This is a genomic window from Bradyrhizobium sp. HKCCYLRH3059, assembly GCF_051168035.1.
Lineage (GTDB): Bacteria > Pseudomonadota > Alphaproteobacteria > Rhizobiales > Xanthobacteraceae > Bradyrhizobium.
This window is the reverse complement of record NZ_JBNPUF010000004.1, coordinates 139,085-163,908: the sequence shown is the minus strand read 5'-3', so window position 1 is coordinate 163,908 and position 24,824 is coordinate 139,085. Positions and strand designations below refer to the sequence as shown.

At 65.4% G+C, this 24,824-nt stretch carries 22 protein-coding genes; 15 read left to right on the top strand and 7 right to left on the bottom strand.

The annotated features are described in order from the left end of the window. Positions 1-32: 32 nt before the first annotated feature. Complete coding sequence (locus ACQR13_RS14615; protein ID WP_315712146.1) at positions 33-1,490, bottom strand: DEAD/DEAH box helicase; 1,458 nt, start codon at positions 1,488-1,490, stop codon at positions 33-35. A gap of 480 nt (positions 1,491-1,970) precedes the next feature. On the opposite strand from ACQR13_RS14615, the gene ACQR13_RS14610 reads away from it, so the two are divergent. Continuing rightward, the gene (locus ACQR13_RS14610) at positions 1,971-3,470 is read left to right on the top strand and encodes a caspase family protein (protein ID WP_434841019.1); all 1,500 of its coding nucleotides are present in this window, start codon (positions 1,971-1,973) and stop codon (positions 3,468-3,470) included. A gap of 8 nt (positions 3,471-3,478) precedes the next feature. On the opposite strand, the gene ACQR13_RS14605 is transcribed toward ACQR13_RS14610, so the two are convergent. The 4 genes from ACQR13_RS14605 to parE all read right to left on the bottom strand — a co-directional run bounded on the left by ACQR13_RS14605 (position 3,479) and on the right by parE (position 7,743). Continuing rightward, positions 3,479-4,246, bottom strand: a complete 768-nt coding sequence (locus ACQR13_RS14605; RefSeq protein WP_315712145.1) for an SDR family NAD(P)-dependent oxidoreductase — start codon at positions 4,244-4,246, stop codon at positions 3,479-3,481. A gap of 30 nt (positions 4,247-4,276) precedes the next feature. After that, a complete protein-coding gene (locus ACQR13_RS14600) occupies positions 4,277-4,462 on the bottom strand; it encodes a hypothetical protein (RefSeq protein ID WP_315712631.1) in 186 nt (61 codons plus the stop codon). A 202-nt stretch (positions 4,463-4,664) separates the two neighbouring features. Next, positions 4,665-5,441, bottom strand: coding sequence for an outer membrane protein (locus tag ACQR13_RS14595; protein WP_316170478.1), 777 nt, complete (start codon positions 5,439-5,441; stop codon positions 4,665-4,667). Positions 5,442-5,679: 238 nt separating this feature from the next. Next, entirely contained in the window at positions 5,680-7,743 is a 2,064-nt protein-coding gene (gene parE / locus ACQR13_RS14590) for a DNA topoisomerase IV subunit B (protein ID WP_315751665.1), read from the bottom strand. Positions 7,744-8,014: 271 nt separating this feature from the next. Between parE and ACQR13_RS14585 the strand changes: the two genes are divergently transcribed. The 10 genes from ACQR13_RS14585 (at position 8,015) to ACQR13_RS14540 (ending at position 17,896) form a co-directional block, all read left to right on the top strand. Next, a complete protein-coding gene (locus ACQR13_RS14585) occupies positions 8,015-8,545 on the top strand; it encodes a DedA family protein (protein ID WP_315712141.1) in 531 nt (176 codons plus the stop codon). A 245-nt stretch (positions 8,546-8,790) separates the two neighbouring features. Next, the gene (locus ACQR13_RS14580) at positions 8,791-9,441 is read left to right on the top strand and encodes an FMN-binding negative transcriptional regulator (protein WP_315712139.1); all 651 of its coding nucleotides are present in this window, start codon (positions 8,791-8,793) and stop codon (positions 9,439-9,441) included. 10 nt (positions 9,442-9,451) lie between these two features. Next, positions 9,452-10,444, top strand: coding sequence for an N-acetyl-gamma-glutamyl-phosphate reductase (argC, locus tag ACQR13_RS14575; protein WP_315712138.1), 993 nt, complete (start codon positions 9,452-9,454; stop codon positions 10,442-10,444). A 114-nt stretch (positions 10,445-10,558) separates the two neighbouring features. Further along, entirely contained in the window at positions 10,559-11,785 is a 1,227-nt protein-coding gene (locus tag ACQR13_RS14570; protein WP_434862929.1) for a threonine ammonia-lyase, read from the top strand. 246 nt (positions 11,786-12,031) lie between these two features. Continuing rightward, a complete protein-coding gene (locus ACQR13_RS14565) occupies positions 12,032-13,291 on the top strand; it encodes an extracellular solute-binding protein (protein WP_315751661.1) in 1,260 nt (419 codons plus the stop codon). A gap of 1 nt (position 13,292) precedes the next feature. Continuing rightward, entirely contained in the window at positions 13,293-14,234 is a 942-nt protein-coding gene (locus ACQR13_RS14560) for a carbohydrate ABC transporter permease (RefSeq protein WP_315712132.1), read from the top strand. Further along, positions 14,227-15,075, top strand: coding sequence for a carbohydrate ABC transporter permease (locus ACQR13_RS14555; RefSeq protein ID WP_315751660.1), 849 nt, complete (start codon positions 14,227-14,229; stop codon positions 15,073-15,075). Before ACQR13_RS14560 ends, ACQR13_RS14555 begins: the two co-directional genes overlap by 8 nt. 22 nt (positions 15,076-15,097) lie before the next feature. After that, on the top strand, positions 15,098-16,195 hold the full coding sequence (locus tag ACQR13_RS14550; RefSeq protein WP_315712130.1) for a Gfo/Idh/MocA family protein: 1,098 nt from the start codon (positions 15,098-15,100) through the stop codon (positions 16,193-16,195). A 10-nt stretch (positions 16,196-16,205) separates the two neighbouring features. Then, complete coding sequence (locus tag ACQR13_RS14545) at positions 16,206-16,850, top strand: ThuA domain-containing protein (RefSeq protein WP_315712128.1); 645 nt, start codon at positions 16,206-16,208, stop codon at positions 16,848-16,850. Then, positions 16,847-17,896: a LacI family DNA-binding transcriptional regulator gene (locus ACQR13_RS14540; RefSeq protein WP_434862928.1), complete on the top strand. Its 1,050-nt coding sequence runs from the start codon at positions 16,847-16,849 to the stop codon at positions 17,894-17,896. The genes ACQR13_RS14545 and ACQR13_RS14540 overlap by 4 nt, the downstream gene beginning before the upstream one ends. A gap of 9 nt (positions 17,897-17,905) precedes the next feature. On the opposite strand, the gene ACQR13_RS14535 is transcribed toward ACQR13_RS14540, so the two are convergent. Both ACQR13_RS14535 and ACQR13_RS14530 read right to left on the bottom strand, forming a co-directional pair. Next, positions 17,906-18,304 carry an MAPEG family protein gene (locus tag ACQR13_RS14535; RefSeq protein WP_315751659.1) on the bottom strand — a complete coding sequence of 133 codons (399 nt, stop codon included), beginning with the start codon at positions 18,302-18,304 and terminating at the stop codon, positions 17,906-17,908. 73 nt (positions 18,305-18,377) lie between these two features. Next, complete coding sequence (locus tag ACQR13_RS14530) at positions 18,378-20,183, bottom strand: PHA/PHB synthase family protein (protein WP_316164782.1); 1,806 nt, start codon at positions 20,181-20,183, stop codon at positions 18,378-18,380. A 369-nt stretch (positions 20,184-20,552) separates the two neighbouring features. Here ACQR13_RS14530 and ACQR13_RS14525 point away from each other — a divergent pair, with 369 nt between their 5' ends. From ACQR13_RS14525 to glpX, 4 genes are all read left to right on the top strand, one after another. Then, positions 20,553-20,741 carry a hypothetical protein gene (locus tag ACQR13_RS14525; protein WP_315712122.1) on the top strand — a complete coding sequence of 63 codons (189 nt, stop codon included), beginning with the start codon at positions 20,553-20,555 and terminating at the stop codon, positions 20,739-20,741. 233 nt (positions 20,742-20,974) lie between these two features. Continuing rightward, positions 20,975-22,195, top strand: a complete 1,221-nt coding sequence (locus ACQR13_RS14520; RefSeq protein WP_315712121.1) for an LL-diaminopimelate aminotransferase — start codon at positions 20,975-20,977, stop codon at positions 22,193-22,195. Between the two features lie 39 nt (positions 22,196-22,234). Next, entirely contained in the window at positions 22,235-23,554 is a 1,320-nt protein-coding gene (locus tag ACQR13_RS14515; protein WP_315712119.1) for a homoserine dehydrogenase, read from the top strand. Between the two features lie 204 nt (positions 23,555-23,758). Next, entirely contained in the window at positions 23,759-24,760 is a 1,002-nt protein-coding gene (gene glpX / locus ACQR13_RS14510; protein WP_315712118.1) for a class II fructose-bisphosphatase, read from the top strand. Positions 24,761-24,824 lie beyond the last annotated feature (64 nt).

Sequence of the window (24,824 nt, the reverse complement as noted above, 5' to 3'; positions counted from 1 at the left end):
TGGGGGAGCAGCCCGGAATCTTGTGCCCGCGCTCAGGGAAGCGGTGCCCGCACCGGGCGAAGCAGGAAGGCGGGGAGATGTGAGTGATCGGCGGGCTCGTTGTCGTGGTCGCGCCGCGGCCGCCGCGCTTCATTGCGAGGCTGTTCGTTGCGAGGCTGTTCCTTGCGAGCGCTCGGCGCAGGCCGAGGAGAATTTGCCTGTGCGGCGCGCGGAGCTGCCGCGCGCGGCTCGCGCTCCCGCGGGGCTGGATCACGCTCGCGCGGGGCCGCATCGCGCTCCCGGGCCTTGCCGCGGCTGCCGCGACGCGCGGCGTCACGCGGACGTCGCTCACGCGTATCCTCGTCGCCCGAGGACTCCTGCACTTCGTAGTCACCCTCGATGGTCGGAATGCCCTGTCCGATCAGCTTCTCGATGGCGACCATCGACTTCTGGTCGGCCGGGGCCACGATCGAGATTGCCGTGCCGGTCCGTCCGGCGCGGCCGGTACGGCCAATGCGGTGAACGTAGTCGTCGGAATGATGCGGCACGTCGAAATTGAAGACGTGGCTGACTTCGGGAATGTCGAGGCCGCGTGCGGCGACGTCGGAGGCGACGAGCAAGGGCAGTTCGCCCTTGCGGAATTGATCGAGCGCAGCGGTGCGGGCCGACTGGTCCATGTCGCCGTGCAGGGCGCCAACACTGAAGCCGTGCTTCTGCAGCGACTTGTGAACGATGGCGACGTCGCGCTTGCGGTTGCAGAAGATGATCGCGTTGTTGAGATCCTTGGCGTTCCGCAACAGCCTGCGCAGCACCTCGCGCTTCTGATGCGCCTCGCGTCCGGATGGGACCTGCAACTGGGTCACGGTAACGGCGGTCGTGGCCGGCTTGGAGACCTCGACCTTCTGCGGGTTGTGCAGGAAGGTTTCGGTGATGCGCCGGATTTCCGGCGGCATGGTCGCGGTGAAGAACAGGGTCTGGCGGGTGAAGGGGACGAGCTTGCAGATGCGCTCGATGTCGGGGATGAAACCCATGTCGAGCATGCGGTCGGCTTCGTCGATGACCAGGAGTTCCACGCCCGTGAGCAGCAATCCGCCGCGTTCCGTATGATCGAGCAGTCGACCTGGCGTGGCGATCAGCACGTCGACCCCGCGAGTCAGCTTGGCGTCCTGGTCGCCGAAGGAGACGCCACCGATCAACAGGGCGACGTTGAGCTTCTGTCCGGCGCCGTAGCGATCGAAGTTCTCTTTGACCTGGGCGGCCAGCTCACGGGTCGGCTCCAGGATCAGGGTGCGCGGCATTCGGGCGCGGGCGCGGCCCTTCTCGAGGATCGTGAGCATCGGCAGGACGAAAGCGGCGGTCTTGCCGGTGCCGGTCTGGGCGATGCCGAGCACGTCGCGGCGCGCCAGCACATGAGGAATCGCCTGTTCCTGAATGGGGGTCGGGGTGGTGTAACCAGTGGCCGCAACTGCAGCCAACACCTTGTCGGACAAGCCGAGATTGGAAAAAGACATCGAGCCTCTATGTCACGCGCCGATAGGCGACGGGGCCTCTATTCGACGCCGCCGTTAGGAATCGAGGGTAAAAGGCTGTGGTCGCGCTCAACCCCGAAACGGCATGCTCTAACGAAGCTGGGGGTTTTCTGACTAACGCCGACCCGCGGTCAATCTCTCAGGAATCGGATGCGATCCGGCCGCGCTGCTCCGGAAGATAGGGGCGAATTCTGCAAAGTCAATGGAAGAGGGGAGCGAAGTACCGAAAAAGCTTAATGTTTTTGCATTATTTGCAGGCAACCTGTCGTCGAGCTGTCGTATTCGGGTGCTCCGAAGCTTCCTACGGCCGGCCGCGGAAAGCGCTCTGGTCGAATTGTCGACGGAATTGCGGCGTGTGTTCGGCAGGGGAGCAGCCGCGTGTGCCGCCGGGCATGAACCGGTGGCGCGGTGCCGTCGACTATCCGAGGGCGGCAGCCCACGCGATGAGGGCAGGGACGAACGATGAGATCGATGCGGACGTGGCTGGCGTGCGGGCTGGCGATGCTGGCAGTGGTTCTGGCGCCGGCCGCCGCGCGTGCCGAGAAGCGCGTTGCGCTCGTGATCGGCAACAACGACTACCGCTTCGTGCCGAAGCTGCAGAAGGCCGTCAACGACGCGCGGACGATGGGCGACACGCTGAAGCAGCTCGGCTTCAATGTCATGGTCGCGGAGAATCTCAATCGCCAGCAGTTCAGCCAGACACTGCTGGCGTTCGACAACGCCGTCGAGCCGGGCGACACTGCGTTCTTCTTCTATGCCGGTCACGGCTTCGAAATCGCCGGTCAGAACTTCCTGTTGCCGACCGACGTGCCCGCGGCCACCGAAGGCCAGGAAGAGCTGGTACGCGACGCCTCGATCCTCGCGGACCGCGTCATCGAGCGGCTGCAGAACAAGAAGGCGCGCACCTCGATCCTGGTGTTCGACGCCTGCCGCAACAATCCGTTCGAGCGCTCGGGCACGCGCGCGGTGGCGGGCGGGGGGGGCCTAGCGCCGATGACGCAGTTGCCGGAAGGCGTATTCTCAGTGTTCTCGGCCGGTCCGCGCCAGACCGCGCTCGACCGGCTCTCCAACGATGACGTCAATCCAAACTCGGTGTTCACGCGCACCTTCGCCAAGGAGCTGACGCAGCCCGGCGTCAATCTGGTGCAGGTGGCGCAACGCACCCGCCGGCTGGTCAGCGAGCTCGCCGAGACCGTGCGGCACAAGCAGATTCCGGTCTATTTCGACCAGATGGTCGACGATGTCTTTCTCAACGGCATGGCGAAGGGGCCGGCTGCAGCCGACAAGCCGGCCGAGCCGCAGCAGAAGCTGGCGGCGCTGCCTCCCGTCTCGGCGCCGCGCATTCCGCCGGCGAACGAGAGCCTGAACGCACCGATTGCGATGTTCTCGCGCCACAATGGCGGCTGGACCGTCACGTTCTCGATCGCCGATCCGACGCTCGGCATTTCCTGGCGCATGGGTGAGGCAGGAGAGTTTCGCGAGACCGGCTTCATGGACGTGCTCGATCCGCGCACGCGCAAGCGCATGCCCAATCCCTCGATCCAGCTGCCGGCGGATGCGCCCGCGGGCACAATCCAGGTCCGCTATGTCGATGCATCCGGCGAGATGCAGGGACCGTTCCCGATCCGCTTCGAGCCGGAGGCCGCGCTGGTGCATGACCAGCGCAAGATCCTCGACATGACCGCGACGAGCTGGCTGTCGTTCCGCGAGTTCAACGGTCTCCTGGTCTACTACACGCACCTGATGTCGTATCGCTGCGCCATCCGCGAGGTCCGCGTCGGCATCGACACGGCGGTGCCGGACAAGGTCCTCAACATGCCCGGCTGCGACATGCGCGATCCCATTGCGATTCCCTCCAACGCCACGCCCTATTTGAAGCTGCCGCCAGCGACGAAGTTCGTCTCGGTGGAGTTGACCTATCGCGACGGCAGCGTCTCCGAGATCAAGAGCTTTCGACGCTGAGGCCTCGGCTAGGCCATGATCGAATAGCCACCATCGACGGGAATGGCTGTGCCGGTGACGAAGTCCGAGGCCGGCGAGCTCAGGAACGTCGCGATGCCGGCGAAGTCGTCGATGTCGCCCCACCGTGCCGCGGGCGTGCGCGCCAGCACGCGGTCGTGCAGGCCGTCGATCTGGCTGCGCGCCGCGCGCGTCAGGTCGGTGTCGATCCAGCCCGGCAAGATCGCGTTGACCTGGATGTTGTCGGGCGCCCAGGCGCAGGCACAGGCGCGCGTGTACTGCACGATGCCGCCCTTGCTGGCCGCATAGGCCGGCGCGAAGCTGGCGCCGAAGATCGACAGCATCGAGCCGATGTTGATGATCTTGCCGCCGCCGTTCGCCTTGAGGGCCGGGTAGGCGGCCTTCGAGCACAGGAACGCGCTGGTTAGATTGGTGTCGATCACCTGCTGCCACTCCTCCAGCTCGAGCACGTGCGGCGGCTTGCGGATGCTCATGCCGGCATTGTTGATGAGGATGTCGATGCGACCGAGCTCGCTGGTCACGCGCGCGACCATGGCGGCGACGTCGTCCTTGTCGCTGACGTCGGCTGTGACGGTGATGGCACGGCCGCCGCGACCGGCGAGATCAGCCACCGCCGCCCGTGACTTGGTTTCGTTGCGGCCGACCACGGCAATGTCGGCGCCGGCATCGGCAAGCCCGCGCGCCATCCCCAAGCCGATTCCGCCGTTGCCTCCCGTCACGATCGCAACCTTGCCACTCAGGTCGAAACGGCCCGCCATGTCGTGTCTCCATGTCGTTGTTGTCAGACGTCAGCAGGTGCCCTGCCAGATCATCACCAGGCCGAGTGCACCCATGCCGACGCCATAGCCGGCCCATTGCAGCTGGTTGATCATGAAGCTCGTCCGCGGCCATGCCACCACCCCGGTGCCCTGACCGACCCAGAGCAGGCCGATGGCGAGCAGAAGCAGGCCGCCGATCATCAGGAATTTCCGCATGACCATGTCCTCCCTCGTCGACCGCGTCACAGCATCGGAAACGCTGCTGCCGTCTTTTTTGTGAAGTTTTGTGACGAGGAGGCTAGCGGCCGGCGCGGCAGATGACCAGCGGCTCCAGCCGCCAATATCCGAGCCAAAAACAAAAAGCCCCGGATCAACCGGGGCTTTTCGCAGAATTATTGAAAGACCGAGTGCGTTCGGCTCAGTACTTGACGACCGGGCCGGTCCAGTTGAAGCGGTAGACCAGCGAGGTGCTGATGGTCTGCACCCACGGCTTGAAGCTGACGGAGTCCGTGCTCAGAGCATTGGTGCCATCGAAGCGGACGGCAATATCCTTGCGGTCGTAATAGGCCGCGCGATATTCGGTCTTCATGAACCAGCCCGGCGCCGAGATGCCGAAGATGTTCAGGTTATTCTCGACGCCGCCGCCGACGAACCAGCCGTTCCGGTTGAACGAGTCGGTATGCAAGCCCGAGGCAGCACCGGTGAGGGTGGTCAGACCAGTGCCCGACCAATGCGATCCGGAGTAACCGGCATTGACGTACGACAGGACATTCGGAGCAACCAAATAGCCAATGCGAGCGCCCGCGGCCCAGGCATCCTGCATCTTGATGCGGCCAGTGAGGGCCGGCGCAATCTGATCCTGCACGGTGCCGCGCATGCTGCCGAACTGACCATCGGCGAACACGCCGAAGACCCAGGACGGATTGAACTGCCAGTCGTAGCCGGCGCCGACGGTGCCGAACCAGCCGTCGCCACCGACGCGCTGATCGATCGTCACAGGCACGCCGTTGAAGTTGGTGTGCGAGTCGGCATCCCAGATGCCGCCGCCGGCACCACCGAAGATGTAGAAGCCGGTCCAGCTCGGCGCCACCGGCATCATCGGAGCCTTCACGTAGGGGCGAGCCGCCAGATCAGCAGCTGAGGCGGCACCCGTGATCGCAACCAGCGCAGTGGCAGCAAGCAAAAACTTCTTCATATCCAATTCCCCAAGATCGTCGTGTCGCAGGTGCCGGGTTGCGGCGGCGATTCCCTCGCCAGATGTGCCCGAACTATAGCCGATTGGTGCCCAAAAGCTGTTGCAGGTTGAGCACACCGGAGGGGAAAGTGCGCTGCGGGATGCTCGGGATTCTCGTAACCCTCTGATTGGAAAGGTCGATTGCAGGCTCGCGCGAGCCAATGGAACCTGCAATCGAGGCGTGAAATCGGGTCAAAAGCTAGACGTCGAGCAGCTCGTCGCTGGCGAATTCGGCCTTTTCCGAAATGAAGGCGAAGCGGGCCTCTGCCTTGGTCCCCATCAGCCGCTCGACCGAGTCGGCGGTGCCGTCGCGATCCTCGGCCAGCAGAACCACGCGCAGCAGGGTGCGCTTGGCCGGATCCATGGTGGTTTCCTTGAGCTGGGCTGGCATCATCTCGCCGAGACCTTTGAAGCGGCCGATCTCGACCTTGGCGTTGGCATTGAACTCGCGCTTCAGGAGCTCGTCCCGATGGGCATCGTCGCGCGCGTAGAACGTCTTGCTGCCATGGGTGAGCCGGTAGAGCGGCGGCACGGCGAGGTAGAGATGCCCCTCGTCGATCAGCGGCCGCATCTGCCGGTAGAAGAAGGTAATCAGCAGCGAGGCGATGTGGGCGCCGTCGACGTCGGCATCGGTCATGATGATGATGCGCTGGTAGCGCAGATCCTCCTCGCGATACGACGTGCCGGTGCCGGCGCCGATCGCCATCACGAGATCGGCGAGCTGGGCGTTGGCGGTCAGCTTGTCCTTGCCGGCGGAGGCGACGTTGAGGATCTTGCCGCGCAGCGGCAGCACCGCCTGCTTCTTGCGGTCGCGCGCCTGCTTGGCGCTGCCGCCGGCCGAATCGCCCTCGACGATGAACAGCTCGGAGCCTTCGGTGCCGGCGTCGGTGCAGTCGGCGAGCTTGCCCGGCAGGCGCAGCTTCTTGGTCGCGGTCTTGCGCGCCGTCTCCTTCTCCTGCCGGCGGCGGATGCGTTCCTCGGCGCGCTCGATGACGAAATCGAGCAGCCGGTTGGCCTGCACCGGATTGCCGGACAGCCAGTGGTCGAACGGGTCCTTGACGGCCTGCTCGACGATGCGTTGGGCCTCTGCCGTGGCGAGGCGGTCCTTGGTCTGGCCCTGGAATTCCGGCTCGCGCACGAACACCGAGAGCATGATGGCGGCGCCCGCCATGATGTCCTCGGAGGTGATGTTGGCCGATCGCTTGCCCTGGCCGACGCGCTCGGCGTGGTCCTTCAGGCCGCGCAGAAGCGCGCTGCGGATGCCGGATTCGTGCGTGCCGCCGTCCGGCGTCGGAATCGTGTTGCAGTAGGAGGACAGGAAGCCGTCGGCATCGGCGGTCCAGGCGACCGCCCATTCGCAGCCGCCATGGCCACCGGTGCGGCCCGACTTGCCGGCGAAGATATCCGGATGGACCAGCGTGTCGGCATGGATCGCTGCGGCCAGGTAGTCCTTCAGACCGCCGGGGAAATGGAACGTCGCCTCGGCCTGGACGTCCTCGATGCCCTTCAGCAGCGACGGATCGCACTTCCAGCGGATCTCGACGCCGCCGAACAGATAGGCTTTCGAGCGCGCCATCTTGAACAGGCGCTGCGGCTTGAACGTCGCCTTGGCGCCGAAGATGGTCGGGTCGGGTTGGAAACGCACCCGTGTGCCGCGCCGGTTGGCGACCTTGCCGACCTCCTCGAGCTTGCCCTTGGGATGTCCGCGTTCGAACACCATGCGGTAGAGCTTCTGGTTGCGGGCGACCTCGACCTCGAGCCGGGTCGACAGCGCGTTCACCACGGAGATGCCGACGCCGTGCAGGCCGCCCGAGGTCTCGTAGACCTTGGAATCGAACTTGCCGCCCGCGTGCAGCGTGCACATGATGATCTCGAGCGCCGACTTCTTCGGAAATTTGGGATGGGGATCGATAGGAATGCCGCGGCCGTTGTCGGTCACGGTGAGGAAGCCTTCGGCGTCGAGCTCGACCTCGATGAAGGTGGCGTGGCCGGCCAGCGCCTCGTCCATCGAGTTGTCGATGACCTCGGCAAACAGGTGGTGCAGCGCCTTTTCGTCGGTGCCGCCGATATACATGCCGGGGCGGCGCCGCACCGGCTCCAGGCCCTCGAGGACCTCGATGTCACGGGCAGTGTAATCGCCCTCGGCACTCGCCGAGCGGGCGGCTGGCTTGGCCGGAGCCTTGCCCTTGGCGGCGAACGCCGCCAACGGGTCCGTGACGCTCTTGGCCTTGGCTTTTGCAGCTGATTTCAACGGCTTACCCATGGAATCTGATGTTGCGTGTGCGCAAGATGGAACGAATCGTTGGGCCTGACTATGCCATGGACCGGCATAAAACAATGACCCCGGGAAACAACGACGTTCACCGGCCCGCCACGTCTTGGCCGGTTCCGAACGTCGGATCGCCGCTGTTCACGCGGTTCAGCCGGTTGTTGTGACTTGAAGTGGGCGGGTTCGGTGGCGTACCAGTCTGCGCCATGGAACCGCGAAGGCCTTCAAGCACTTAAGCGCCGCGGAGCAGAAAGGCGTCGAGCAGATGGAAGATTTTGGCCGCGCGGTTGCCGACTTCGTGCGCGACCATCAGGCCTGGGCTGCTCCGATCGTCCTGCTGCTTGCCTTTGGCGAGTCCCTGGCCTTCGTCTCGCTCCTGATTCCCGCCTGGGGCGCCCTGGTCGCGATCGGCGCCCTGATCGGCGCCACCGGGATCAGCTTCTGGCCGATATGGCTGGCCGGGGGCATCGGCGCCGCGCTCGGCGACTGGGTCTCCTACTGGTTCGGCTACCGCTACAAGGACCGCGTCGCCCAGATGTGGCCGCTGTCGCGCTACCCGGAGCTGCTGCCGCGCGGCGAGGCCTTCGTGCGCGATTGGGGCGTGCCGAGCATCTTCATCGGCCGGTTCTTTGGCCCGTTGCGCGCATCGGTGCCGCTGGCGGCGGGCATTTTCGAGATGCCCTACATGGTGTTCCAGATCGCCAACTTCGTGTCGGCGCTGGTGTGGTCGGCGGTGCTGCTGCTGTTCGGCGACATCATCGGGCGCATCATGGAATGGCTGTGGCATGCGGTCTGACGCCAGCCCTGAACGCGCCGGGCCGACTTGCGAGCTTGACGCAGGAACCCGGCAGCCTTATAGGCCTGCCCCCATGATCAACGCAGCGACCCACATGATCGCCGAAATGCGCCGTCGTACCTCCGCGGTACGGGCGATGATCTGCGTCTAGATCACAGCCCCTGCCGCCGGATCCGATCCCGCGGCAGACTTTCTCCTTGCAGCGCGATTGATCAGGCGGCTCCTTCGTCCAGCAGGAGTTTCCGATGTACACGCCACCGCCCTTCAAGCCCGATCGCGCCGCGAGCCTCGGCTTCGCTGACGCGCGCGGCTTCGGCATGGTCTGCGCGTGGGACGGCACAAAGCCGATCGCGTCACCGGTACCGTTTCACCTGGGCGCCTTGAACGATGGCACGCCGCAGGCGTTCTTCCATGTCGCGCGCGGCAATCCGCTGGCAAGGATCGCCGACGGTACGACGCCCTGGCTGTTGGCCGTCAGCGGCGCCGATGCTTACGTCTCCGCCGATTGGTATGTGTCGCCCGACCAGGTGCCGACCTGGCTCTATCAGGCCGTGCATCTGACCGGTACGGCGCGGATCTTGTCGGAGGCCGAGCTCGCGCGGCAGACGGATGAGGTCAGTGCGAAGTTCGAGCAGCGGCTGCTGCCGAAGAAGCCCTGGACCTCGGACAAGATGACGGCGGGACGCCTCGAGGCGATGCGCAAGGCGATTGTGGGCATCGTCATGACGATCGATCAGGTCGAAGGCAGCTTCAAGCTCAACCAGCACAAGTCCGAGGCCGACTACGCGACGATCGCGACGAGGCTCGGCGAGCAGCCCGACATTGGCTCGCAACAGATTTCCTCTCTCATGCGGCAGGCGCGGCCCCAGGCCTTTGCCGGCGAAACCCAGACCTAAGGAGCGTGTCATGACCGTGATCGACAGCAACGTGCCGAAAGCTCACGCCGCCTCCGGGACTGCGACACGCGCCGTGTTCGTCGACGGCGGCTCGGGAACGACCGGCCTGGGAATCGCCGAGCGTCTCCGGCACCAGCCGGACATCGTCGTGAAGACGATCGCCGAGGACAAGCGCAAGGATCCGGCGGCCAAGCGGGCGCTGATGGCCGAGGTCGATCTCGTCATCCTTTGCCTGCCGGACGATGCGGCCAAGGAGACGGTGGCGCTGATCGACGGCATGGGCAGCTCTGCGCCGAAGGTGCTGGACGCGTCGACCGCATACCGGGTCGCGCCGGACTGGGCCTATGGCTTTCCCGAGCTCGCCGCCGACCAGGCCGACAAGATCCGGAATGCGCGCAAGGTCTCCAATCCCGGCTGTTATCCCACCGGCGGCATCGCGCTGCTGCGGCCGCTGGTCGATGCCCGACTGATGCCGCAGGACTATCCGGTCACGGTGAACGCGGTGAGCGGCTATTCCGGCGGCGGCAAGACGATGATCGCGGCCTTTGAGAATGGCACCGCGCCGAACTTCGAGCTGTACGGTCTCGGCCTCGAGCACAAGCATCTGCCTGAGCTGCAGCTCTATTCGCGGCTGACCCGGCGGCCGATCTTCATTCCCTCCGTCGGCAACTACCGGCAGGGCATGCTGGTCTCCGTGCCGCTGCAACTCGACACACTGCCGGGCAAGCCGTCAGGCTCGGACCTGCAGGCGGCCCTGACGAAGCATTATGCCGGCAGCAAATACGTCTCGGTGATGCCGCTCGATGGCGCGGCGGCCAAGAGCGGCCGGCTCGAGCCGGAGGCGCTGAACGAGACGAACAAGCTCGAGCTCTACGTCTTCGCCAGCGACCAGCATCACCAGGCGGTGCTGGTGGCGCGGCTCGACAATCTCGGCAAGGGCGCCTCGGGCGCGGCCGTGCAGAACATGCGGCTGATGCTCGGACTGCCCGATCTCGGGAGCTGAGACCGATCTGGATCGTCCGGCCGTAGACGCGCCGGCACGATCGGCAACATCATGCGAGGTCGGCGCGCCGCCGGCATCGCGTGCAATGACGCACGCTGAGGAATGGGCAGACCCATGACCGCCACTGATCTGAACGCGCTGCCCGTCACCGTCAACGATGTGCGGGCCGCCGCCGAGACCATCGGTGGCGCCGTGCTCGCGACGGCCTGCAACCAGAGCCGGACGCTCGGCGAGATCTGCGGCTGCAACGTCTGGCTGAAATTCGAGAACCTGCAGTTCACGTCGTCGTTCAAGGAGCGCGGCGCGCTGAACCGGCTGAATGCGCTGTCCGTCGAGCAGCGCGAACGCGGCGTGATCGCGATGTCGGCCGGCAACCACGCGCAGGGCGTCGCGTATAACGCGCGGCGTCTCGGCATTCCCGCGACCATCGTGATGCCGGTGGGCACGCCGATGGTGAAGGTGGAGAACACCAAGCGGCACGGCGCCGAGGTCGTGATTTCCGGCGCCACCTTGGAGGAGGCGGGCGCGTTCGCCAGGGAGCACGGCGCGGCGCACGGCATGACCATGATCCATCCTTACGACGATCCACTGATCATCGCAGGGCAGGGCACGGTGGCGCTGGAGATGCTCGCGGTGGTCCCCGAGCTCGATACGCTCGTGGTGCCGATCGGCGGCGGCGGGCTGATCTCCGGCATGGCGGTCGCGGCGCGCGCAATCAAGCCGGGCTTGCGCATCGTCGGCGTTCAGGCCGAACTCTATCCGTCGATGTACAACGCCATCCGCAGCAGTCAGCTGCCGATGCGCGGCGACACGCTCGCCGAGGGCATCGCGGTGAAATCGCCGGGCCGGATCACGACCGAGATCATCCGCCATCTCGTCGACGATATCCTGCTGGTCAACGAGCCGCAGATCGAGCGTGCGCTCGCCACGCTGATCTCGATCGAGAAGACGGTGGTCGAAGGCGCCGGCGCCGTCGGTCTCGCCGCAGTGCTCGCGCATCCCGCGCAGTTTGCCGGCCGCAATGTCGGCCTGGTGCTGAGCGGCGGCAACATCGACACCCGACTGATCGCCTCGGTGCTCACCCGCGAGCTGGCGCGCGAGGGGCGGCTGACACAGCTGTCGATCGACATCGTCGATCGTCCCGGACAACTCGCCGCCGTGTCGACGCTGCTCGCCGATGCCGGCGCCAACATCATCGAGGTGTCGCATCAGCGAACGTTCTCGGACCTGCCGGCCAAGGCGACCTTGCTGGAGCTGGTGATCGAGACGCGCGACCAGGCGCATCTCAACGACGTGATGGCGAAGCTTGTCGCCGCAAATTTCAAGGCGCGCTGCACCTGAGCGTCAGGCGATCTCCAGCATATCCTTCGCGGTGCGGCAGACGCCCGCTCCGCCTTTTCCAGGCGAAAGGCGCGTGCGGCTGCCCGCCGAGTCTTGCTCAGCCCAATTAGCAATCTCTCTGTCTACTCGTGAAGTTGTTCGCAAATGCGAACACGTTTGAGGTTTGCTCTGTCAGAATTTCAGTTGCGCACCTCAAAAAATGAGGACAGGATTACCGCAACAAAGAAGACGGTTGGGAGGATTGTGATGAGACTGCTCGCGAAGCTGGGACTCGCCGCTGCCGCATGCCTGCTCTGGGCCACCGTCGCGAGCGCCGATACCACCGTGAAATGGCTGCATATCGAGGTCAATCCGGCCCAGGTGAAGATCTGGGAGGAGGTGGCCCGCGCCTATGAGGCGTCGCATCCGGGCGTCAAGATCGAGATGCAGTTCCTCGAAAACGAGGCCTACAAGGCCAAGCTGCCGACCATCCTGCAGTCCAAGGACCGGCCGAACATCATCTACAGCTGGGCTGGCGGTGTCCTGAAGGCGCAGATCGAGGCTGGCGTGCTCGAGGACATCACCGAGCAGGTGAAAGGCTACAGCGACAGCGTGACTCCGGCGGCGCTCGCGGCATTCACCGATGGCGGCCACGTCTACGGCCTTCCGATCTCGCTGTCGCAGGTCGGCTTCGTCTGCAACAAGGAGCTGATGGCCAAGGCGAAGGTCGATCCCACGGCGATCAAGAGCTGGGACGATCTGCTGAGCGCCGTGAAGACGTTGAAGGCGGCCGGCGTGACCCCGATCGTGGTCGGCGGCGCCGACAAATGGCCGCTGCATTTCTACTGGACGCATCTTGCGGTGCGGATCGGCGGCAAGCCGGCATTCGACGCGGCGCTGCGCGGCGAGAATGGCGGCTTTGCCGGCGACACCTTCGTCAAATCAGGCGAGCTGTTCAAGCAGCTCGTCGATCTCCAGCCGTTCCAGAATGGCTTTCTTGGCTTCAAGAACCCGCAGGCCGTCGGTTATTTCGGCGATGGCAAGGCGGCGATGACGCTCGCGATCAGCTCCGTCTACAATCTGCAGCGGGCGCTCGCCGCCGACAAGGTCGGCTTGAGCGAAGACAAGATCTGCTGGTTCGATTTTCCGGTCGTGCAAGGCGGCAAGGGCGCGCCGACGGATACGCTCGGCGGCATCACCGGCTGGCTGGTCACCAAGGGCTCGCCCAAGGAAGCTGTCGATTTCCTGAAGTACTTCATCTCCAAGGACGTCCAGACACGGTTGGCGGCGGGAAATTTCATCATCCCGGTGGTGCAGGGCGCGGACGCCGGCCTCAACAATTCCTTCATGAAGCTGATCGCGTCCAATCTGGCCAAATCGAACTATCACCAGAACTTCTATGACCAGAGCCTCGGCCCCTCCGTCGGTCGCGTCGTCAACGATGTCTCCGCGGAGATCGCCGGCGGCAGCATGAGTCCGCAGGAGGCCGCCAAGGCGATCGAGGCAGCGCGGAAGCAGGGCAACTGACGTGGCACGTCCGATCGCGAGTTCGCCGGCGATGGGTGTATCGCCGGCATCGCTCTCCACGCGCGCGGTGGGCGGCCCGAGCTGGGACGGCCGCTTCACCGTCCTGATCCTGTTCCTGCCGCCGGCGCTGCTGCTGTTCACGCTGTTCGTGGTGCTGCCGATCGGCGAGGCCGCCTGGTACTCGGGCTTCAACTGGAATGGGTTCGGCAGGCCGACCCATTGGATCGGCTTTGACAACTATCGTTTCGTGCTGGAGACGCGCGCGTTCTGGCTCGCGCTGCGCAACAACGGCCTGATCATTGCGGTCTCGCTGTGTGTCCAGTTGCCGCTGGCGCTGACGCTGGCCCTGATGCTCGCGGAGCGGTTCCGCGGCGCGGTGGCGCTGCGCATGCTGTTCTTCATGCCCTATATCCTCGCCGAGATCGCGACCGGGCTGATCTTCAGCTTCGTCTATGACGGCGATTATGGCCTGGTCGCGTCGATCTGGCGCAGCTTCGGCGCCGAGCCGCCGCATCTGCTGGCCTCGACCGACACGGCGATGCTGGCGGTGCTGATCGTGATCGTCTGGAAGTATTTCGGCTTCCACATGATGCTGTTCATCGCGGCGCTGCAGAGCATCGACAAGAGCCTGATCGAGGCCGCCCGGATCGACGGTGCGACGCGGTCGCAGAGCCTGCGCCACATCGTCATTCCCTTGCTCTACCCGACGATTCGGCTCTCGGTGTTCTTCGCCATCGTCGGCTCGCTGCAGCTGTTCGACCTGGTGATGCCGCTGACGCGCGGAGGGCCCGCCGACTCCTCGAATACGATGGTGAGCTTTCTCTACAACAACGGCATCTCCCGGATGCGGGTGGGCTATGGCAGCGCCATCGGCGTCATCCTGTTCGTGATCTGCGTCACCTTTGCCTTCACCTACAAGCGATGGTTCATGCGCGATGAATAAGGTGGAGACGACCCGGGCACCATTCGATCCCGCCGTGCTGTTCAAGACGGTTTTCCTCGCGATCGTCGCCATCTTCGTGCTGGTGCCGCTGCTTGCGACGCTGCTCGGTGGCTTCAAGTCGCTCGGGGAATTGCGCGTCAATCCGTTCGGCCTGCCGCAGCACTGGGCGTGGCAGAACTATGCCGATATCCTGTTCTCCGGGCGCTACTGGCAGCTCCTGCGCAATTCGCTGATCATCTCCACGCTGACGGTCGTTCTGACTCTCATCGTCGCGTCGATGGCGGCCTTCACCTTTGCCCATGTCCGATTCTACGGCAGCTCGATGCTGCTGAGCTATTTGACGCTCGGCCTGCTGTTTCCGGCGGCGACCGCGGTGTTGCCGCTGTTCATCAAGGTGCGCGATCTCGGGCTGCTCGACACCTATTTCGGCGTCGCGCTGCCGCAGGTCGCCTTCAGCCTCGCCATGAGCGTGCTGTTGCTGCGCCGCTTCTTCAAGGACATCCCCTACGAGCTGCTCGAGGCCGCGCTGGTCGACGGCTGCAGCTATATCAAATTCTTCCGCTACGTGACGTTGCCATTGTCGCGCCCGATCCTGGCGACGGTCGGCACCATTACCTTCGTCAACAGCTGGAACGCCTATCTGCTGCCGCTGGTGATGCTCAACACCGATGCGCTGTATCCATGGCCGCTCGGCATCATGGTCTATCAGGGCGAGTATTCGTCCGAGTGGCACCTGATCCTCGCCTTCATCACCCTGACCATCCTGCCAACGATCATCCTCTTCCTCCTGGCGCAGAAGCACATCGTTGCCGGCCTGACGTCGGGCGCGGTCAAGGGATGAACGGGACCTCACGGAGACCCCAATGAGAAAAGTCGGCATCGGCATCATCGGCTGCGGCAACATCAGCACCGCCTATCTGAAGGCGGCCCAGCGCTTCCCCGTTCTGGACATCAAGGCGCTCGCCGACATGCGCAGCGACGCAGCCGAGCGACAGGGCGCAGCCTTCGGCCTGCCGGCGATGCGGGTCGATCAATTGCTGAAGCGCGATGACGTCGAGATCGTCATCAATCTCACCGTGCCGCTCGCCCATACCGACGTCAGTCTCGCCGTGCTGAATGCCGGCAAGCACGTTCATTCCGAGAAGCCGCTCGGAATCGACGTCGCGGAAGCCCGCAAGGTGATCGAGCTTGCCGCGCAGAAGAACCTGCGGGTCGGCTGCGCGCCCGACACGTTCCTCGGCGGCGGCCACCAGACCGCGCGCAAGCTGATCGACGACGGCGCGATCGGCACGCCTGTCGCGGGCAGCGCGTTCTTCGGCTGTCCCGGCCATGAGCGCTGGCATCCGGCGCCGGGCTTCTATTACCTGCGCGGCGGCGGCCCGATGCTCGACATGGGCCCATACTACATCACCGATCTGGTGCAGTTGCTTGGCCCGGTCGCGAGCGTGATGGGCTCGACCGCGCGCCCGAGATCCGAACGCCTGGTCACCAGCCAGCCGATGAACGGCACGCTGATCCCGGTCGAGGTCGCGACCCACGTCGCGGGCACGCTCGAGTTCGAGAGCGGGGCGGTGGTCTCGGTCACCATGAGTTTCGACGTTCCGAAGCACCGGCACGCGCCCATCGAGATCTATGGCGCCGAGGGCAGCATGCTGGTGCCGGACCCCAACCGCTTCGGCGGCGAGGTGCAGGTCGCCAAGACCGGCGGCGACTGGCAGACGATGCCGTTGACGCATGGTCACGTCGACGGCGAGTTCCGCTCCATCGGCGTGGCCGATATGGCGACCGCGATCCTGAACGACCGGCCGCATCGGGCCAGCGGTGCGCTCGCCTTCCACGTGCTGGAGGTCATGGAGGCGTTCCAGACCTCCGCAAGCGAAGGGCGGCGGGTCAAGATCGAGAGCCGCGTGGAGCGGCCGGCGATGTTGCCTGTTGGACGCGACACCGGACAGATCGACTGAGGACAGAGACATGCGCAAGGCAATGATTGTATGGGGCGGCTGGCCAGGACATGACCCCGATCTCTGTGCCTCGATGATCCGCGGCTGGCTCAAGGCGGAAGGCTTCGAGGTGCGGATCGAGACCACGACGGCCGCGTTCGCAGATCCTGCGATCCACGATCTGTCGCTGATCATCCCGATCTACACGATGTCCAAGATCGAGAAGGCGGAAGCGCTCAACCTCTGCGCGGCGGTGCGCAGCGGCGTTGGGCTCGCCGGCCATCATGGCGGCATGTGCGATGCCTTCCGCGATTCGGTCGACTACCAGTTCCTGTGCGGCGGGCAATGGGTCGCCCATCCCGGCAACATCATCGACTACCGGGTCGACTTGACCAGGCCGGACGATCCCATCATGAAGGGCCTGACAAGTTTCGAGCACCGTTCCGAGCAGTATTACATGCACGTCGATCCGGCCAACGAGGTGTTGGCGACCACGACCTTCACCGGAGAGCACGCCCCATGGATCGAGGGGGTGGTGATGCCGGTGGTCTGGAAGAAGCGTTACGGCGCGGGCAGGGTGTTCTATTCCTCCCTCGGTCACCGTGCCTACGAGCTCGACGTGCCGGAGATCCGGACGTTGATGACCCGCGGCATGCTATGGGCGGCGCGCGAGTGACGGCTGACGCGAACCCGTTACCGGTCCGGGCCACGCTGGAGGACGTCGCGCGGACGGCGGGCGTGTCGCTCGCCACCGTCGACCGCGTCATCAACCGGCGCGAGGGCGTGCGTGCCAAGACCGTTGCCCGGGTGGAGGCCGCTGTTGCCAAGCTGGGTTATCGCGCCGACGTCGCAGCGGCACGGCTCGCGCGCGGCCAGAGCTTCCGCTTTGCCTTCGTGCTGCCGATCGGTGGCAACAGCTTCATGACCATCCTGACCGAGCAGGTCCAGCGCACGGCAGAGTGGCTGGCCGGCCAGCGCGGCTTCATCGATATCCTCCACGTCGACGTGTTCGATCCTGACGTGCTGGCCGGTGCGCTGGAGAACCTGTCGCCGGCCTATCAGGGCGTTGCGGTCATCGCGCTCGATCACCCCAGAGTGCGCGCCGCGATCGACGAGCTCACCGCGCGCGGCGTCGCGGTGGTGACCCTGGTCTCGGACGCCCCGAGCTCGCGCCGCCTGCACTACGTCGGCATCGACAACCCTGCCGCGGGACGGACGGCGGCCACGCTGATGGGGCGCTATCTCGGCGGTCGCGAGGGGACGGTTGCCGTGATCGCGGGATCATTGTCGCTGCGCGATCACGCCGAGCGGCAATTCGGCTTTCACCAGATCCTGTCCAGCGAGTACCCGAACCTGCTCGCGCTTCCGGCCATCGAAGGCCGCGATGAGAGCGAGCGCACGCGGGAGCTGACCGCCGCGCTGCTCGCGCGCCATCCGGATCTGCGCGGCATCTACTGTTGTGGCGCCGGCAACCGTGGCATCGCCGATGCCCTGGAGGCATCCGGCCGCGCCCGGGAGGTGGTCTGGATCACCCATGAGCTGACCCAGCACACCAGGCGGTTCCTGGTCCGCGGCACGTGCGACGCCATCATCAACCAGGATCCCGGCCACGAGGCGCGCTCGGCTGCGCGGGTCCTGCTCGCGCATTGCTCGGGCGAGCCGATCAGCCCGGATCAGGAGCGCATCCGCATCGACATCTTCCTGCGGGACAATCTTCCCTAGCCGACAGGCCTAGAGCCAGCCGAAGATCGCGAGCGCCAGGACGGCCTGGGCGATGAAGCCGACGACGAACGCAAGGGTGCGAAATACGGGCAGGCCGATCGCGTAGACGATGACGTGGGCGACGCGCGACCAGAAATAGACGGCGCAGGCGAGCACGGTCCATTTGGTCGAATAGTCGATCGCGTTGAGGATCAGCACCAGCGGCGCGAAGATCACGAGGTTCTCGACCGCGTTGTCGTGCGCGAACATCAGCCGGGTCGCCCATGGCGCGTGCGGCTTGTCGTTGCGGGAGGGGTTGGCCATCGCGCCCGTCAGGCCGCGGACCTGGCAGCGGTTCAGGATGTAGGGAACCCACAGCAGGCCGGTCAGAATGACCGTGAGCGTCAGCCAGAACAGTTCGCGCGTCATCGAGATCCCCTCAACTGATTCCCGTCCCGTCCCGGCGGGACGGAGCGTTTATAGTCAATCGCGGCGGATCGCGCTATGCGCGGACGCGGACATAGGAGCCCGGCGCATCCTCGAGCGGTGGATAGGCCTCGCTGCCGACGCCGCGCGCGGGCACCTCTTCCGGATCGAGCTGGCTCAGCCATTCGCGCCAGTCCGGCCACCACGAGCCCTTGTGCTCCTGCGCGCCCTTCATCCAGTCCTTCAGCGAGATGTCGTGGATCTGGTCATTGGTCCAGTACTGATACTTGCCGGAGGAGGGGGGATTGACGACGCCGGCGATGTGGCCCGAGCCCGAAAGCACGTACTTCACCGGACCGCCGAAAAATTGCGATCCGTACAGCACGGAGTCGGCCGGCGCGATGTGGTCCTCGCGGGTGGCGAGGTTGTAGACCGGCACCTTCACCTTGGAGAGATCCAGCAGCGTGTTGTCCAGCACCATCGTGCCCTGCGTCAGCCGGTTCTCCAGATAGCAGTTGCGCAGGTAGTAGGAATGGTTCGCCGCCGACATCCGCGTGGCGTCCGAGTTCCAGTGCAGCAGGTCGAATGCCTGCGGCGGCTGGCCCTTCAGGTAGTTGTTGACGACATAGGACCAGATCAGGTCGTTCGAGCGCAGCATGTTGAAGGCCATCGCCATCTTGCTGCCCTCGAGCACGCCCGAGGCCTGCATGTCGCGCTCCAGCGCCGAGATCTGGGTCTCGTCGACGAACACCAGGAGATCACCGGCATGGGTGAAGTCGACCTGTGCGGCGAGGAAGGTCGCCGAGGTCACGCGCTGGCGGCGCTTGTCGGCCAGCCAGGCGAGCGTCGTCGCGAGCATGGTTCCGCCGACGCAATAGCCGAGCGTGTGCACCTTCATCTCGCCCGTCACCTTCTCGATGACGTCCATCGCGGTGAGCGGGCCTTCCTTCATGTAGTCCTCCCAGGTCTTGGTCCCGAGCGACTTGTCGGGATTGACCCAGGAGATCACGAACACCGTCAGGCCCTGATCGACGCACCATTTGATGAAGGATTTCTCCGGGCGCAGATCGAGGATGTAGAACTTGTTGATCCAGGGCGGCACGATCAGGAGCGGCGTCCGCAGCACGCTCTCCGTCGACGGCGCGTACTGGATCAGCTGCATCATCTCGTTCTGGAAGATCACCTTGCCCGGCGTCGTCGCCATGTTGACGCCGACCTCGAGATTGGCCGGGTCGGACTGGCGGATCTTCAGCGAGCCCTTGCCGGCCTCGATGTCCTCCGCGAGCATCTGCATGCCACGCACAAGATTATCGCCGCTCGACGCTACCGTCTGCCGCAGCACCTCCGGATTGGTCAGGACGAAATTCGAGGGCGCCAGCGCATTGGTGATCTGGTTGACGTAGAACTCGGCCTTCTTGCGCGTGTGCGGATCGAGGCCCTCGGCATTGTGGACAAGGTCCTGCGCCCACTGCGTCGTCAGCAGATAGGCCTGCATCACGAAATCGAAGAACTGGTTCGACTTCCATTCCGGATCGGCGAAGCGCTTGTCGCGCGGGGAGGGCGAAATGGCCGGGGGTACGTCTTCGCCGGCGAGACGGCGCGCGGCCGAGCCCCACAAATCGAGATAGCCCTTGGCGATCTTGGTCTGGATGTCGCTGGCGCGATCCTTGTCCGACAGCCAGTAGTCGGCGACGGCGGTGAAGGATTTGACGACTTCGGTCAATTCGGTTGGTGGCCGGTCCTGAACTTCGCCCGTCTCGCGCGGCTTCAGGTAGGCCGAGAGCGCCTTGCCGCTGCTTTCCATGGCTTTCGCGATGTTCATCGCGAACGCTTCCGCATCGAATGTTTTTTCTGGATTGCTGCTGTTCTGAACGTCGGTCATGGCTGGATCACACTATCGCGTCGGGACCGTTTCGTCACCGAGCGAGATCAATAATCCGCGAGTTTGCGGCAAATTCGATTTCTGATTGTTGCGCTGCGAAAAAATCTCTCGCTTCCGACATCATGATCACGTAGCTGGATGAAATTCCTGTTCAAGCCGGTCACGTTTCGAGTGACAATTGGTTGTGCTGCGGCAAAATGCGCCGCGTTGCGGTCGGGCCGGGGACCGTCGACTGGAAGTTGGGGGCTGAGGGACGTGCGCGTGGGGACGCAGGGGCGAGGCTGGAGTTCGGGACGGCGCGCCCTTGTTGCGGGGCTCGTTGTGTTCGGCGCGCTCGCGCTTGCCGGGTGCTCCAGTCCAATAGCGGACATGCCTTCGCTCGACGCGGATGCGATCGCCCGGCCCAAGGAGCCGGGCGGGTATCTGCCCGTCAACGACGTGCCGCGCGACCGCGATGCGCCGATCATCTCGCCGCAGGAGCGCGACAAGATCGAAAAGGAGCTGCTCGCGGCGCGCGACCGCCAAGCCTCGGCGGGCACCAGCACCAGGCCCAAATGATCGGCCAGGGACAAGGGCTGGGCGATCGGACGCCCGGAGCGGCGTAATTGTCTGGCGCGGCGCGGCGGCCATGATAAAACAACCGGAATCAACACCTCCGCGTGTCGTTGCCAGCCAAGCCGCGAGCCCGTGCTAAGCTCCTGATCCAGCACCGGTTTCAAGGCATGGCGTGCGCCGCCGCAGCGCCAGCTCTGCTGGCGAATCCGCCCCCGGTTGCCGGAGCCGAGAGACCCATGGAAGATTTCTATCGCATCCGCCGTCTGCCGCCTTACGTGTTCGAGCAGGTCAACCGGGCCAAGGCGGCCGCGCGGAACGCCGGGGCCGACATCATCGATCTCGGCATGGGCAATCCGGATCTGCCGGCGCCGCCGCACGTGCTGGAGAAGCTCAGAGAGACCCTGGGCAAGCCGCGGACCGACCGCTATTCGGCCTCGCGCGGCATCGTCGGACTGCGCCGGGCGCAGGCAGCCTATTACGATCGCCGTTTCGGGGTGAAGCTCAATCCCGACACCCAGATCGTGGCGACGCTCGGCTCCAAGGAAGGCTTTGCCAACGTCGCGCAGGCGATCACCGCGCCGGGCGACGTCATTCTCTGCCCGAATCCGAGCTATCCGATCCATGCCTTCGGCTTCCTGATGGCGGGCGGCGTGATCCGGTCGGTGCCGTCCGAGCCGACGCCGCAGTTCTTCGAGGCGGCCGAGCGCGCGATCATTCATTCCATCCCGAAGCCGCTTGCGCTGATCGTCTGCTATCCGAGCAACCCGACCGCCTATGTCGCGAGCCTCGACTTCTATCGCGACCTCGTCGCATTCGCGAAGAAGCACGAGATCCTGATCCTGTCGGACCTCGCTTATGCCGAGGTGTATTTCGACGACAAGAACCCGCCGCCGTCGGTGCTGCAGGTGCCTGGCGCGATGGATGTCGCGGTCGAGTTCACCTCGATGTCGAAGACCTATTCGATGGCCGGTTGGCGCATGGGCTTTGCCGTCGGCAACGAGCGCATCATCGCGGCGCTCGCGCGCGTGAAATCCTATCTCGATTACGGTGCGTTCACGCCGGTGCAGGTCGCGGCCACGGCTGCTCTGAACGGTCCCGACGACTGCATTCGCGAGATGCGCGACGTCTACCGCAAGCGCCGCGACACGCTGGTCGAGGCGTTCGGCCGGGCCGGCTGGGAGATCCCGTCGCCGGAGGCGTCGATGTTCGCCTGGGCGCCTTTGCCAGAGAAGTTCAAGAGCCTCGGCAGCATGCAGTTCGCGACGCTCATGGTCGAGAAGTCCGGCGTCGCGGTGTCGCCGGGCGTCGGCTTCGGCGAACATGGCGAAGGCTATGTCCGCATCGCGATGGTCGAGAACGAGCAGCGCATCCGGCAGGCCGCGCGCGGCGTCCGCCGCTTCCTTGAAAGCGGGATCGAAACGTTGCACAACGTCGTTCCCATCGCCAACCGGCGCTGAGCCCTCCCGTACTTTCCTTTCGACAGGTTCTTTGATTCCATGGTCGCACCCCTGAGAGTGGGCATCGCGGGCCTCGGCACCGTGGGTGTCGAGGTCGTTCGTCTCATCGAGCGTGAGGGACGCGTGCTCACCGAACGCACGGGGCGCCCGGTGAAGGTCGTCGCCGTGACGGCGCGGTCGAAGGCCAAGAAGCGCGGCATCGATCTGTCCGGGATCAAATGGGCCAAGGATCCGATCGCGCTGGCGAGCGATCCCGAAATCGACTGCCTGGTCGAGCTGATGGGCGGTGCCGGCGATCCCGCGCTGTCGGCGATCGACACCGCTCTCAAGGCCGGCAAGTCGGTGGTGACGGCCAACAAGGCGCTGATCGCCAAGCATGGCCTGAAGCTCGCCAAGGCGGCCGAGAAGCATGGCGGTGCGCTGAACTTCGAAGCCGCCGTCGGCGCGGCCATTCCGGTGGTCAAGACCCTGCGCGAAGGGCTCACCGGCACCGGCATCAGCCGCGTCTATGGCATCCTCAACGGCACCTGCAACTACATCCTGACTCGGATGGAGCAGGAGGGGCTGTCGTTCGACGAATGTCTGAAGGACGCCCAGCGTCTCGGCTATGCCGAGGCCGATCCGTCGTTCGACATCCATGGCCACGACACCGCGCAGAAGCTCGCGATCCTGGCGAGCCTCGCCTTCGGCACCCAGGTGGCGCAGAACTCGGTCTATGTCGAAGGCATCTCCTCGATCGCGCCGGAGGACCTGCGCGCGGCGGCGGAGCTCGGCTACCGCGTCAAGCTGCTTGGCGTTGCCGTGCGCACCGCCAAGGGCATCGAGCAGCGGGTGCACCCGACGATGGTGCCGAAATCCTCCTCGATCGCCCAGGTGATGGGCGTCACCAACGCGGTCACGATCGACGGCGACGGTATCCCGCCGATCACGCTGGTCGGTCCGGGAGCAGGGGGCGCCGCGACGGCGTCCGCCGTCGTCGCCGACATTGCCGACGTCGCGCGCGGCATCCGCGCCGCGCCGTTCGGGCGTCCGGTCGACAGGCTGCAGGCGACCGAGAAGGCGCCCATGGAGCGGCACGAGGGTGGCTATTACATCCGCCTGATGGCGCGTGACCACGCCGGCACGGCCGCGACCATCGCCACCCGGCTCGCCGAGCAGAAGATCTCGATCGAATCGATCGTGCAGCGCCATCCCAATGGCAGCGAGCCGGCGAAGACGGCCGGCAAGTCTGCGCCGGTGCCGGTCATCCTGATCACCTATGCGACACACGAGGACGCCGTGCATCGCGCGCTCCAGGCGGTGCAGCGCGACAAGGTCATCAGCGGCAAGCCGCAGGTGATCCGGATCGAGAAGAACTAGCGCATGATGCCCAGGGAACCACTTGTCCCTGCTCAAACAAACGCGTGGCGTTTGGTATAGGTTCATGCTCAAACCGGGAGAATAGACAGGCGGGGAGCGGCCGTTCGTGCCGACCGCCTGACCCGGATGCCGCCCAGGGGGACGGCGTGCGAGCGGTAGATTTTGATGGCGGATGTCCGCCTTGACGTCTTGAGGAGTTGATCGATGTCGACGCAGATTTCTGTCCCGCAACAATTGCTGCTCGAGCGCATCCTGACGCTGGAGCTGGTGCGCGTGACCGAACGGGCGGCGGTGTCGGCGGCGCGGTTGCGCGGCCACGGCCAGGAAAAGCCGGCCGACCAGGCGGCCGTGGATGCGATGCGCCGCGAGCTCAACAAGCTGCCGATCGAGGGCACGGTCGTGATCGGCGAGGGCGAGCGCGACGAGGCGCCCATGCTCTATATCGGCGAGAAGGTCGGCCTCAATGCCGGGCCCAAGGTCGACATCGCGGTCGACCCGCTCGAGGGGACGACCTTGTGCGCCAAGAACATGCCGGGCGCGATCGCGACCATGGCGATGGCCGATGGCGGCACGCTGCTGCATGCCCCCGACGTCTACATGCAGAAGATCGCGGTCGGCCCCGGCTACGCCAAGGGCGTCGTCGACATCGACGCGACGCCGGCCGACAACGTGCGCCGGCTCGCCAAGGCCAAGGGCGTCGAGCCCGGCGCGATCACGGTGCTGGTGCTCGACCGTCCGCGCCACGCCGACATCATTCAGGGCGTCCGCTCGACCGGCGCTGCGGTGCGCCTGATCACTGACGGCGACGTCGCCGGCGTGATCCACTGTGCCGATCCCGACAACACCGGCGTCGACATGTATCTCGGCACCGGCGGCGCGCCGGAAGGCGTGCTGGCCGCGGTGGCGCTGCGCTGCATTGGCGGCCAGATGCAGTGCCGCCTGATCCTCGACACCGAGGAGAAGCGCGAGCGCGCCCACAAGATGGGCGTCGGTGATCCCAAGATGATCTACGGCATCGAGGACATGGCCCGCGGCGACTGTCTGTTCGCGGCCACCGGCGTCACTACCGGCTCGCTGCTCTCCGGCGTCAAGTTCCGCAAGGACGGCGTGATCGAGACCGAGACCGTCGTGATGCGCTCGGTCACCGGCACGGTGCGCTACATCCGCGCGGAGCATCGCCAGTTGGCGAAGTTCCACCTCGACTGATCCAGCACAGTCGTTCCGGGGCACGCGGAGCGTGACCCCGGAATCTCGAGATCGTGGCGCGAGA